The organism is Luteolibacter sp. AS25 (assembly GCF_046736275.1).
GTDB lineage: Bacteria > Verrucomicrobiota > Verrucomicrobiia > Verrucomicrobiales > Akkermansiaceae > Luteolibacter.
Map to the genome: position 1 here is coordinate 438,986 of NZ_CP151837.1, position 12,972 is coordinate 451,957.

Genomic DNA, 12,972 nt, shown 5'->3' on the forward strand with positions numbered 1-12,972 from the left:
AAATGAAAAACACGATTCTCAAGATAGTAATCCGCAGCCGCTTTGCTATCACGAGCCAAGCATCGGTCGAAAAGCAAACGAGAAAGGTTTTAAGGGAATACCTTCAACTCGCGCAGGGGATGGATGACGAACGTGGTAGCACCCCAACCCGTGTGAAACGAATGATCGGCGTGGATGAGGATATGCGCGGTTGGTCGTTTTTCGAAATCCTGCGCCATAATGCGATCGTCAACCAATCCATTTCGGCCACGGTCAGACGACTTGCCTTGAAAGAACCAGCTCCGACCAGAAAGTTCGACACGAAAAAGGACGTGATGCCCGAGCAGGACTGTGGTGTGGAGCAGATCGGTTTGTTCAAATCGTCAGTTCTGGACCACTTGGCGATGGTCGAAGAGCTAGGTGATCTCAAAGGGAGAGAAACTTCGACGCACCCGGTATTTGGTCCACTCAATGCGCATGGCTGGAACTGCATGTTTCCGTTTCACCTGAGACTACACTTCAAGCAGGCAAGAAGCGTGAAGAACGCGGTGTTATCCGGAATGTAGTTCAGCGTTTATGCAGGTCGCCCATAAGTGCGGCGATATATCACAACTCGCCAGCAAGAAGGAGTAGCGAGCGATTGTGGTTATTTCTAAGGCTCAGGACGTTCAAAAGTTTTCTCAGCGGGGACCTCTCCACCTGAGTTCTTTTCGCGGAGGCACAAACTATCCGTAGGTAACGGACGGTTGCCTGATCTTCGTTGCGGGAAGGATGTTAAGCTGCTTACTTTGCTGCGTGGCGTATCTGAAAATCAAAGATCTGAAAAAGCATTTCGTGAAGAAAACAGGCGGGATGCTGTCCTCCACAAAAGAAACCGTCCGCGCGGTGGACGGTGTAGATCTAGAGATACAGAAAGGCGAAATTCTCGGTCTTGTCGGTGAATCCGGCTGTGGGAAATCTACTCTCTCGCGCACTCTCATGCAGCTGGTCCAGCCGACATCAGGCTCGATTATATTAAATGGTGAGAATCTTTCCTCGCTCGCACATTCGGAGGTTAGGAAGCGCCGTCTGGATTTCCAGATGGTTTTCCAAGATCCATATGCCTCGCTGAATCCGCGGATGACTGTATTTTCGACCATTGCGGAAGCAGTGCGTCAGCGGCATCCGAAGATGAAGGGTGCTGAACTGGAGAAAAAAGTGGTGGATCTTATGTCGACGGTTGGTCTCGATGCTTCCCAGATGAAGCGTTATCCCCACGAATTTTCCGGAGGGCAACGCCAACGTATCGCCATCGCAAGGGCATTGGCTCCGGAGCCGAAGCTGGTGATTGCAGATGAACCGGTGTCTGCGCTGGATGTTTCGATTCAATCGCAGATTCTCAATCTAATGAAAGATCTCCAGCGTGATCTTGGCCTCACGATGATCTTCATTTCCCACGATCTCGGGGTAGTCCACTACATCGCGGATCGCATTGCGGTTATGTATAGAGGGAAGATCGTTGAAACGGGCACGGCGGAAGAAGTTTTCCACGCTCCAAAGGACGAATATACCCGGCATCTGCTGTCCTCTATACCGAAGCTCGTCACGAGCGCCTAGGTTTTGAAATCGCGAGTCTGAAATGCCATCCAGCCGGTGGTGAATAGCGTAAAATTAAGGCCGATCAAAAAGGCATAACTTTCGATGATTTTTGGCCACGAGAGGTTTTGCTCCATGAGGAAGACCCATGCACTCATCCTCCAGGTTACAAAGTAGCTTTCGTAGGGTTTGAAGAACGGGAATCCCTGCAGGATCATATCCACAAAAAGGATGGTCAGCGTTATGATTGTGGCTGCGGCCGGTTTGATTTTGAAACAGGAAAACATGAAGGCTATCGAAGATAGCGTGATCATACTGATACCAATCCCTGCTGCGGAAAGCGCGAGTCTTCCTGCTCCTTCCCACCAGTCCGGATATGCCGCGAAGACTTTCATCTTAGGCTCCATTACGAAGAGTCCTCCCTCCCATCCGACTGCTGCGACAGCCATCGCGTAACCGCTGATACCAACGAAAAATACAAAACTGAATGTGTAGAGGCAGACGGCTGTGTATTTCACCAGAAGCAATCTCAAGCGGCTAATCGGGCGCGCGAACACCATGCGTAAATTCCCATCCTCGTTTTCCTTGGCTACAATGTCCCCGGCGACGAGGGCGAAGTAGATTGACCCCAGGAGAAACATGCTGAGTAGCATGATGGTGAAGGTGATCGTCAAGGAGCTGTAGTAGGTGCTGAATTCCAGCCCGTTTCTTTCCACGATTCCCCGCATGTGGCGCTGGCTGGATTCTAGTTTGTAGACGGCAAGAATCACTGCCTCCATCGCCAGGAATGCTCCGTATCCCATCCATGTGCGTGGGCGGGCGAAGAGCTTTCCTAGCTCTCCTCGGAGTTGTTGGAGAAATACCATTTTATGCGGGAATCTCATTCCTGATACGCGCGATTCCCACGGAAGTCATTTTTTTCTCAGGGAATTTTTAGGAAGCGCCGTCGAAGTATTCGGTAGTTGAGATCAGTGTGGGTTGTGCGGATGATTCCAGAATGCTGCCGGAAATCTCAACACAAATCCCTGGGGCGAAGTCTCAGGAATTGGCAAAACGCCTACAACAAGTGGAATGCAGAAACACTACCTATATTTCCGGGGATTGGCCGATCATCTGGGAGCGGGCTGAGGGCGCGAACGTATGGGATGTGGACGGGAACCGCTATTTGGATATGACGAGTGGCTTCGGCGTGGCGGGTATCGGCTACGGCTTCACCGGTGATGCTCTTCGTGAGCAAAGTTCGGTATTAATGCATGCGATGGGTGATGTGCATCCGGCCCGCGTCAAGGTAGAGCTTTGTGAGGCTCTGTCGGAGATGACTTTTGAGCGATGGGGCAAGGGGAAAGGAAAATGCCTTTTCGGAAACTCCGGATTCGAGGCTGTGGAAGCCGCTCTGAAATCCGCGGTGATGGCCACCGGGCGCGGAGGAATTCTTTCCTTTGAAGGAGGTTACCACGGCCTGGGTTATGGCGCATTGCTGGGAGCGGGGATCGATTGGTTTCGAAAACCGTTCGAAGGACAGTTGGCGAAGGTCTCCGAGCGACTGAAATTCCCGATAAATGGCGAAGAATTGGAAATTTTCAGTGAGGAACTGGGAAAGATCGACGGGAGCCGGATTGGAGCCGTCCTTGTCGAACCGATTCAAGGAAGGGGTGGGATTATTGTTCCACCGACTGGATTTCTTAAAATACTCCGCGATTGGTGCGATGAGAGCGGTGCGATTTTGATTTTCGATGAAATTTACACCGGTTTCTGGCGGACTGGAAAGTTGTTCGCCTGTGATTGGGAGAACGTGGTCCCAGATCTAATTTGTCTTGGTAAGGCCTTGAGTGGTGGCTTTCCGATTTCCGTCTGTGTGGGAAGTGCTGAGATAATGGATAAATGGCCCGAAACCGACGGCGAAGCACTACATACAAGCACGTTTCTGGGGAATCCAATGGGATGTGCCATGGCGCTGGAGGCTCTTCGCCGTTACTCGGATGTAGGTTGCGAGCGGATGGTTGCCGAAGCCACCGCGAATTTACTGGCTGCTGCCGGGAGCTTACTGGATTTGGAATTTGTTACGGAAATTCGTGGGCGCGGCTTGATGCTGGGTATCCAGACGGACAGCGGCGATCGTGTGATTGGTGCGGTGAAAAAGATGCTCAAAAACGGAATCATCGCCCTGCCGGATGGGCCGGTCGGAGACGTGCTTGCGTTTACTCCACCATTTTCTGTCACGGTAGAAGAGATCGACCATGCGCTCCGCGTAACTCTTCAGGCATTTACAGAATAGGTCTCGTGGTCCTTCCCTCCTTGCTCTGATTGCAAGGATGGGCTAGCCATAAACACAACACCTGCACCCGCCCCTTTGCTAGATCTAAACCCGACACCCCTGACCCTGTGGCTAGGCATTATTGCCCTCATCGGGGTGGCTGGGCTTTGCTTTCTTTCCTGGAAACGCAGCCCGCATCCAAGGCGGACTGCCCTGTTGGAGATTTTCCGGTTTTTCATAGCTCTTTTAGTCGTCATTTTACTATGGCAGCCGGAGTGGCGGACGATCACCTATCCTGATACCCAGCCAAAAATCGCGATTCTCTGGGACGATTCCGGCTCCATGTCGACAATTGATGCAGAATTGCCGCCGGAGCTTGAGGATGATGGAGAGAAGGTTGTTTCCCGTGAGGCATGGGTAAAAAAGTCCCTGGCTTCGGATTTGTGGGAAACACTGCGGTCAGATGGAGCAAACGAGCTAATTGAAAATTCTTTCGCGACTCCTCCTGAGGAGGGACTCTCCGGCACTGATCTGGATGCTCCCCTGCAGGACCTGCTGGCTAAGGAAAATAATCTCCGGACTGTAGTTTTACTAAGCGATGGGGATTTCAACATGGGACAACCACCTGTGGGAGCTGCGCAGAAATATCGATTACGAGGAGTTCCGATATTCACCATCGGTGTTGGGAGTGAAACCCGTCTACCCGATCTCGATCTGCTGAATGTCACTGCACCAACCTACGGTATCGTCGGAGAGAATGTGCAAATTCCATTCACCATCCGTTCCTCGCTGGATAGGCAGATCCGCACGATCGTCCGGATTCGTGATGAATCGGGCCGTGAACGCACCAAGAATATCGTCCTCGCGCCGAATGCAGAAACCTATGATTCGATTCTCTGGCGTCTGAAGGAGGAGGGCTCATCCACTCTGACCATTTCCATCCCGGTGGAGGATGGGGAACTCGTCTCCGCCAATAATTCATACGATTTTACCATTTCCGGCCGTCCCGAAAAAATCCGCGTTCTGGTGGTGGAAACACTTCCACGCTGGGAATATCGATTCCTTAGAAATGCTCTTTCGCGGGATCCCGGCGTAGATCTCTCCTGTTTACTGATCCATCCCGAGCTGGGGCCGGCGGAGGGGAAGGATTTTATCCAGAAGTTCCCGGAAACACTCGAGGAACTCTCAAAGTTCGATGTCGTTTTTCTAGGCGATGTGGGAGTTGGAGAAAATCAACTGACCAAGGAACAATGCGCACAAATACGCGGTCTGGTGGAAAACCAGGCATCAGGAGTAGTCTTCATGCCGGGTAGGCAGGGGAATCAATTTACCTTACTTGATACCGCTCTCTCGGATCTCATCCCCGTGACACTGGATGATAAAAACAAGAACGGCCTGACCGAGAACCTTGCCACTCCTTTAAATCTAACTACGGAGGGGCGCTCCTCGTTGTTGACCATGCTTGGCGATTCCGAGGAGGAAAACCCCGAGATCTGGCGGCGCCTGCCCGGTTTTTACTGGCATGCTCCAGTTGTTCGCGCGAAGGGCGGGACAGAAGTTCTAGCCGTACATGCAAACCGCCGTGGACCGTATGGATCCATTCCGCTGATGGTTACCAAGGCGGCCGGGAGCGGGAAGGTGCTGTTTATGGGGATTGATTCAGCCTGGCGGTGGCGGCGTGGAGTAGAGGATCTTTATCATTACCGCTTCTGGGGCCAGGTAGCGCGTTGGATGAGCTACCAGAGGAATATGGCTGCAGGGCAGCGGGTTCGGCTGTTTTTCGCTCCCGAGCGTCCTGCGCCGGGCGATTCGGTCACAATTAACGCGAATGCCTTCGATGCAAATGGAGCTCCGTTGAAAGAGGGGACGGTAGCTGTCGATATCACCTCACCTGGCGGAAAAACCCAGCGCATAGAGCTTCAGAAAAATGAATCAGAATGGGGTGCGTTTACCGGGAGGTTTCGAGTGGATCTACCGGGTGCCTGGAATCTCCGGGCGACTGTTTCCGGAGCGGCCGATCTACCGACTGAAACCACGATTTTAGCCCAGGGTGTGGATATCGAGAAAACCGGTCAACCAGCCCGCCCGGATGTTTTGGAGGAAATTGCCAGAGTTTCACGGGGAAGAAATATTCTACCGAGTCAGCTGCCGGATCTTATCAAGGAGATCGAAGCTCTGCCGGAGCCAAGGCCTTTGGAGAGCCGTATTCCGCTTTGGTCCCATTGGGCTACGGTGACTTTTCTGATTCTGCTTCTCGCTGCATTCTGGATTGGCAGAAAATTCAACGGAGCATTTTAAGTTCATCTCGTTCTCTGCGAGAAGGCACAAAAAAAGCCGCCGGGAATTTCTCCCCGACGGCCATTTTTTCTAAATACGTGAGATTATGCTGCGAAGTTCGCTGCGACTACGTCCCAGTTTACAACGTTCCAGAATGCGTCGATGTATGCCGGGCGTTTGTTCTGGTAGTTCAGGTAGTAAGCGTGCTCCCAGACATCGAGGCCGAGGATAGGAGTGCAGCCGCATGCGCCTGCGAATCCGCCCATGATCGGGGAATCCTGATTGGCTGTGGAACAAACGGAAAGTTTACCTTCCGAGTCCTTGCAAAGCCACGCCCAGCCGGAACCGAATTGTGTGGCACCTGCGTTGGCGAATTTTTCCTTGAATGCATCGAAGGAGCCAAATGCTGCATCGATAGCGGCTGCGAGATCACCGGATGGTGCGCTTGCTCCGCCCGGGGCGATCACTTTCCAGAAAAGGGAGTGGTTAACAAAGCCGCCTCCGTTGTTACGGACTGCGCCTTGGATATCGGAAGGGAGGGAACCGATGTCGGAAATGAGCTCTTCAGCTGATTTCGCTTCGAGATCCGCTTTGCCTTCGATCGCTGCGTTGAACTTATCTGTGTAAGCTTGGTGATGTTTGTCGTGGTGGATTTCCATCGTTTTCGCATCGATGTGTGGCTCGAGTGCGTCGAAGGAATAGCCGAGATCTGGTAGAGTAAATGCCATGGTCTTAAATCTTTGGTTATGGTTTCTTAATATTGTCCCGAAGGGCTGCATTATGCACCATCCGCGCGACCCTTAACATCAACGCCAGCTTAGCTTCACCCGCAAGCAGAAATCCACCATGCCTCCAGAACTACAGCCCTACCTCCCCTTTATTCTCACCGCAGCCATAGCATTTTTCTTTGGATGGCTATTCACCTGGCTGCATGCGGGGAGTGTGAAATCCGCAATGGCAGAGCGATTGAAGTCCGAGGAGCGCAGGGGCCTGGAGTTAGAAGCACGGCTGGCAAATGCAAACGCGGAGACCGAGCGAAGCGAAGCTGGAGCCCAAACATACCGGAACCAATTTTCCGAGATCAGCAGTCGCCTGGAGACAGAACGTGAAGCCGCCCGTGAAAAGCAGGCTCTATTGGAACGCGCGGAGGCGAAGCTTGCTAATACCTTCAAAGCTCTTTCCGCGGACGCATTGAAAGGTGCCTCCGAACAGTTTCTACATCTGGCAAAATCCAGTCTAGCCTCCCAGACAGAAGAAGCGAAGGGCGAGATTGAGAAACGTAAGACTGCGATTGAGACTCTAGTGAAGCCTGTCGCGGATTCCCTGGGGAAATTCGAGCTGCGAATCGGTGAGATTGAGAAAATCCGAGAGGGTGCGTATTCGGAGTTGAGGGAGCAGGTTCGTGCTCTCGGGCAAGGTCAACTCGGCCTGCAAAAAGAAACCGCAGCACTCGTGAAGGCCCTCCGCCAGCCAACCGGTCGCGGGCAATGGGGGGAGATGCAACTCCGCAGAGTGGTGGAGCTCGCCGGAATGCAGGAGCATTGTGATTTTACCCTCCAGACATCCAGAACAACGGATGAAGGAAAGCGTCTGCGACCGGACCTGATAGTAAAGCTGCCGGGGGACAAGACAATAGTGGTAGACTCCAAAACTCCAATGGATGCTTATTTGAACGCTCTGGAGGCGGCGGACGATTCCGAACGTGAAGCTTTTCTTCATCAGCATGCGAAACAGGTCCGCGATCATATATCACAGCTCTCTTCCAAGAAATACACCGAACAATTCGAGGACAGTCCGGAATTTACGGTCTTGTTCCTACCTAGCGAATCGTTCTTTTCCGCTGCTCTGCATTCCGATCCCGGCCTGATTGAAAGAGGTGTGGATAATGGTGTGATCCTGGCCACTCCTACGACGCTCATCGCGCTTTTCAAAGCGGTAGCGTACGGATGGAGACAGGAGGTTTTAGCTTTGAACGCGAAGGAAATCTCAGCGCTCGGCCGCACGATGCACGAACGCCTGGTAAATCTGGCAGATCATTTTGCGAAGCTGGGTAATTCACTCAATAGCTCTGTGGATCATTACAATCGTGCGATTGGCACGCTGGAGACCCGGGTATTGAGCACGGCGAGGAAGTTTGAGGAGCTTAAGGCAACTCCGGAGGGAGTCTCGCTACCTATCCTTGAAGGTGTTGATAAAACGTCCAGGCCACTGACAATCAATCCGTTGGTCGATATTGAAGCGAAGGATGATTTTGCTTTCGTCCCGCAAAAAGATACGGCCTCGAAAAACGCGGCAAGTGATCTACGGGAAGCATTCGGTGATTTTTAGCGGAGCGGGGAGAGATGATTTGCCAGTTAGCTAAGAAAAGAAGAGCTCGGAGCATATGATCCAGAGTCTACCATTTTCATTTCCGGGTATTACCGAGGATATTTCACGACTCGGCGGGCTGTTGGGGGAGCTTCTGAGGCTAGCCGATATAACTTTTCATGGGCGGCTCGCGATTCTGAATTTGGCGTGTGGTCGCGCGGATGAGACCGGAATATTAGCTGCAGCACTTGAACCTGCGCAGGTCGGATTTTACCTAGGGATGGATCTACGGGCGGATGCGATCGCGGAAGCAGAGAGGCGCTGGGATCTCCCAAATGGAGAAATCGAATTCCGGGAGGGGAATGCAGCCATGATCGGCAGGATGGAGGGGTTGCCGGCTTTCGATCTGGTTTTTATCCGACATCAGAATTACTGGCACGAGCCTCTGGTGTGGGAGGGGATTTTGGATGAGGCCTTTGCAACAATGAAGGAGAATGGATATCTGATCTGCACTTCCTACTTTGATCTCGAACACGAGCTTTTCCTCGCCAGCATGAGAACAAGGGGAGTGAGGATTTTGGCTAACGTCAGAAATGCCAAATCCCGTGATCTACCAGATGCGGAAGGGAAAAGCGTGGACCGCTGGATTGCGGTCTTCGGAAAATGAAAGTGGAAATCTAAATATACACTACAACGTTTTCCTGCGGAAAGCGGGCCTTGGGCGCCAATGCGTATTTGTCGTCTGCCGAGCGATATCCGAGTGCACAGGCGACGCCGGTGGCGTAGCCGGATTCTTTCAAACCAAGGATCTCATCGTAGTCGGCGGCGGAAATGCCTTCAAGGGGACAGGTATCGATTTCCATGAATGCTGCCGAGGTCATGAGCTGGCCAAGTACGATATAAAGCTGGCGAGTATTCCATGCTTGTTTTGTGGCTGAGTCCATTCCGCCGCTGAAGGAGGATATCACTCCGGAGAGACCGGCAAGATTCTCGATTGGTGTACCTTGGACCTCAGAGAGTCTGGTGACCCATGAATCAATATCTTCCTGTGCCAGATCGGTGCGTGCCGCCAAGACTACTAGGTGTGAGGCATCTGTAACCTGGCTTTGGCCCCATGATGCAGCTTTGAGCTTTTCCCGAACCTCGTCAGATTTTATGACAAAGAATTTCCACGGTTGGAGGCCGAAGGATGACGGGGCGAGGATGAGTGAGGTTTCAATTTTCGACCAAGTATCGTCATCGATCTTCTTGGATGGATCAAAAACTTTGGTGGCGTAGCGGAAGTTGAGGGCTTGGAGGAGTTCGTCAGGCGTGGAAGGCATGCCTTCGACTATTGTGCATCGATCGAGAATGGCAAGGAGAGGGATGGGAATTCCTTGAGGGTCAGGCTGAAAACTACACCGATCTCGTCTTCGAGTCGGTTATCCTGCATGCTCAAGCCAGCTCCTGCTACCCAGTTCCCGAAATCTCGGTGTACTGTGTATTGCTGCTCTTCCAGGCGGTTGTCGTCCATTTCGTAAATATGGCTGGTGCCGACCCCCCATTCATCATTCAGGCGGAAGTAGGTGCTAAGCTCCATCCGGTCTGAGTCAAGGAGGACTGGATTGTCATTCAAGTGCCGGTAGGCGAGGGAGATTTCCACATTTTCGTGGGGCATAAACCTTGCCGCGGTCGAGAACTCTGAGAAGCCTGAGCCATCGCCTAAGAGCGGGAACTGAGTTTCGATATCGATTCCAAGCCATGGAAGAGGTTGCCAGCGAAGATCGTTATACAGATTGGACCACTCACGATCATATTCGTCCGGATCATTGAAATATTTGTCCATATAGGTATCGAGGAACAACCATTCGTGGGATTGGTTGTCGCGGCGGGTGATGAGGTGGTTACGTGTTCCGAAGCGAAGGATGTTCCAGCTGTTGAACTCATCGAGCGCCGTATAACGCGAAGGGTCCAGTGAACGTGGCCGGGTGGTGAATGTAAGGCGGTCAGCACGAGGGTATTCCTCGGAGAGCTCGTCCGCTGTCACATAGGACCAGTTTACGTAAGGTTGCAAAACGTGGAGGAGCCCATCGAAGCCGAGGTTGGAGTTGCGGAAGCCTCCGTAATTTCTAGAAAGCTTCACAGCGGCCTCCGCCCCCGTATGGAAGATTACGCGCGAATCCGATTCCTCCGGGCCTTCCACGGAAGAGTAATTGGTATAGGCGGCACCGGCACGAGGAGTAAATGTAAACCAATCGCCGTATGTCAGAGGTGCGGAGAAGGTGTGATTCGTATGAAAGCGGGTGTAGCCGCTATCGAGAAGTTGCGCGCGGAGCGAGGGAATGCGTGAATCGCCAGCTGGCAATGATCGAATTTTCTGAATCAGGGAAAGTTCATATCGGTTCAATTGCGCGGAAAGATCAGCAATTGCAGGATCCCCGGCCGGTAGGGTGAGGAGAGGCTCGATAACACCCCGGCGGACTACGGACGCTGCCTGTGTGTTGATAATCGAGAATGATGTCTGCCCTTCATGGAGAATTGGAGAGTCAAAAATAGACCTGCGTGCTTGGTCATAGGCGATTTCCGGTGATCTTTGATCCGTGCGGTAAAAGTCGTTTGCGCGGAACCTACCGAAGGCTGAGAACAGGGAATCTTCATCACGGCGATAGATACCAATTGTGTTATCGGGTGCAGGATTCGTCGTATATGTGGTCGGCTCGAAATCTTCCAGGTAGTATTGGTCTGATAGAAGAGTGATGTTCGTATCGAGCCTCCACTCTGCTTCCTTTTCGAAGTCAAACGTACGACGATCCTTTAACTGTATCTTGTAACGATTTGGATCGACGTTAGTCCGGGTAATCCCATTCCGGGTCTCCTCGGGATCCAAATCGTAGAGATGATAGAGGCTGAGCCCTGTGATCTCGGTAGAATCCTCAAGTCTGGTATCGATGAGGTTCAGGCCGGCTGCTAAGCCGCGTGTGGTAAGAATGTCGAAACGCCACTGGGAAAGGAGCCATTGATTTTCCTTTTCTCCGGTGATGGGGTTTGCATCGCCGCCGAGCATGATCCCGTAGGTATTCAGGAGATAGGGACCCCAGTTGGAGCGGGCACCCGGTATGAAATGATAACCGAGTTGTGAATTCAGCGGTTGGCTGAGATACGGGAGGTAAAATACGGGAGTTTCCCCAGCGTATACTTTGAGGTTCTCGAATGTGACCTTCTCCCCGGGGTAAATCATAGTTTTGTCCGAGCGAAGCCAGTAGTTTGGTTTCTCGATATCATTGGTCGTCACACCTGCATTTTCGCCTACAAAGATTGTCTTCTCACCATCGGAGACCCCCGTGAATTTTCCTGCTTCAAGAAGGAACGGGTCCATGGACGCCCGCATACCGGACGCGTCCAATTTCCGTTCTTCATAGTAGTAAACAGCCTTCTCACCCCTTTGAAGTAGGTTTCCCTGATAAATGGATACATCATCGGTGAAAGTAACCGATTTTTCATTCAGATCCAAAAAGGCAGAATCGGCGAAGATTTCCAAACCGTTGTCTCCTTCCACTTTAACGGGACCGCCCAGGCGTATTCCGTCTTTCATGTTCCCTTCTATACTACCGCCCTTGTTGTCTATTTTGAGACTATCGGGAATGAGATTCTCCTGTGGGATCTCACCGATAGGTATTTCTGGCGCGGGAACAGGAGTGATTAGGTCTACGGGCTGGGGAACCACTGATTCAGGAAGAAGCTGCAATTGGTCGTCAGGATCCTGAGCCAATAAGCAAATAGGTAGGAGCGGTAGTAGCCAGAAAGTAGCCGAGAAGCGGGAGCACAACATTACGGCAAATTGAACAGGAGCGAAGCAGGGTAAGTAAAGGAGCAAGATATGACTGATTTATCCGACAAGGCGTGCCAGAGCGCTACGGCTGATGAGGTCTGCAGTATATTTGAGGGGCCCCCGGTCTTGGTCGTACCGATCTGTTCCTCGTCAATGGGACGGAATCCTCAGGTAGAGTGCCAACCGGTCTTTGTGGATAGGAGGTGCTAGGTAAAGGGACTATCTGGATTGAACTGCTTTCCTAAATATGAAGGTCCAAATCGGCGCCTCTTTGAGTTCAAATTGCAAAAACCTCTGGTCATTTAGGATGTCCTAAATGATTTTTATGGGGGATTTCGTGGAACTTGAAATGGCCCTTCCAGTATTTACGGGGGTTCCACGGCTCCCCGAAATTTTCTCAACAAAACCTGCAGAAACGTATTGACGTTTTGGGGATATTTGAGCTAGATTTCGCCCGTCGACGCGACTCAGCGCCGACCGAGAGACTGCCAGTCGGTCGCGGTAACCCGCTCCTCGAAAGTTTACTTTCGACAGCAATTACCCGATCGGCTTTTTAGTCCCCTCGAAACAAGCTCTTTGATAGTGTGGCCTAGCAAGAATCGCGCCAAGTTCTGGAAGTAAGTTCGACTTACAAAGGAAAGTGGCAGTCGTAAGCAGATGAGATTTTTGTTGGGATGAAGAAAAAGATTAAATTGTGCGCTGCGCGAAATTAACGCGCAGTACGTAAGGGGGAGGCCTTCGGGTTTCTTTCTTATAAGAACAATTTGGAAAA

At 51.9% G+C, this 12,972-nt stretch carries 10 protein-coding genes; 6 read left to right on the forward strand and 4 right to left on the reverse strand.

Annotated elements, in window-relative coordinates:
• The first annotated feature begins 2 nt into the window (after nt 1-2).
• Nucleotides 3-545, forward strand: coding sequence for a DinB family protein (locus AAGA79_RS02060; protein ID WP_411827121.1), 543 nt, complete (start codon nt 3-5; stop codon nt 543-545).
• Nucleotides 546-774: 229 nt separating this feature from the next.
• Nucleotides 775-1,575 carry an ABC transporter ATP-binding protein gene (locus tag AAGA79_RS02065; protein ID WP_411827122.1) on the forward strand — a complete coding sequence of 267 codons (801 nt, stop codon included), beginning with the start codon at nt 775-777 and terminating at the stop codon, nt 1,573-1,575.
• Here AAGA79_RS02065 and AAGA79_RS02070 read toward each other — a convergent pair.
• The gene (locus AAGA79_RS02070) at nt 1,572-2,420 is read right to left on the reverse strand and encodes an ABC transporter permease (protein ID WP_411827123.1); all 849 of its coding nucleotides are present in this window, start codon (nt 2,418-2,420) and stop codon (nt 1,572-1,574) included. The genes AAGA79_RS02065 and AAGA79_RS02070 overlap by 4 nt on opposite strands.
• Nucleotides 2,421-2,599: 179 nt before the next feature.
• Between AAGA79_RS02070 and AAGA79_RS02075 the strand changes: the two genes are divergently transcribed.
• Entirely contained in the window at nt 2,600-3,829 is a 1,230-nt protein-coding gene (locus tag AAGA79_RS02075) for an aspartate aminotransferase family protein (RefSeq protein WP_411827124.1), read from the forward strand.
• A gap of 75 nt (nt 3,830-3,904) precedes the next feature.
• Nucleotides 3,905-6,106, forward strand: a complete 2,202-nt coding sequence (locus AAGA79_RS02080; RefSeq protein ID WP_411827125.1) for a hypothetical protein — start codon at nt 3,905-3,907, stop codon at nt 6,104-6,106.
• An 83-nt stretch (nt 6,107-6,189) separates the two neighbouring features.
• Here AAGA79_RS02080 and AAGA79_RS02085 read toward each other — a convergent pair whose 3' ends face one another.
• Complete coding sequence (locus AAGA79_RS02085) at nt 6,190-6,813, reverse strand: superoxide dismutase (RefSeq protein WP_411827126.1); 624 nt, start codon at nt 6,811-6,813, stop codon at nt 6,190-6,192.
• Between the two features lie 118 nt (nt 6,814-6,931).
• Here AAGA79_RS02085 and rmuC point away from each other — a divergent pair, with 118 nt between their 5' ends.
• Nucleotides 6,932-8,413 (forward strand): DNA recombination protein RmuC, encoded by a 1,482-nt coding sequence (rmuC, locus tag AAGA79_RS02090; RefSeq protein WP_411827127.1) that lies wholly within the window; start codon nt 6,932-6,934, stop codon nt 8,411-8,413.
• Between the two features lie 55 nt (nt 8,414-8,468).
• Complete coding sequence (locus AAGA79_RS02095) at nt 8,469-9,059, forward strand: class I SAM-dependent methyltransferase (RefSeq protein ID WP_411827128.1); 591 nt, start codon at nt 8,469-8,471, stop codon at nt 9,057-9,059.
• A gap of 10 nt (nt 9,060-9,069) precedes the next feature.
• On the opposite strand, the gene AAGA79_RS02100 is transcribed toward AAGA79_RS02095, so the two are convergent.
• The gene (locus tag AAGA79_RS02100) at nt 9,070-9,714 is read right to left on the reverse strand and encodes an NAD(P)H-dependent oxidoreductase (RefSeq protein ID WP_411827129.1); all 645 of its coding nucleotides are present in this window, start codon (nt 9,712-9,714) and stop codon (nt 9,070-9,072) included.
• A gap of 8 nt (nt 9,715-9,722) precedes the next feature.
• Nucleotides 9,723-11,963 carry a hypothetical protein gene (locus AAGA79_RS02105; RefSeq protein WP_411827130.1) on the reverse strand — a complete coding sequence of 747 codons (2,241 nt, stop codon included), beginning with the start codon at nt 11,961-11,963 and terminating at the stop codon, nt 9,723-9,725.
• Between the last annotated feature and the right edge of the window lie 1,009 nt (nt 11,964-12,972).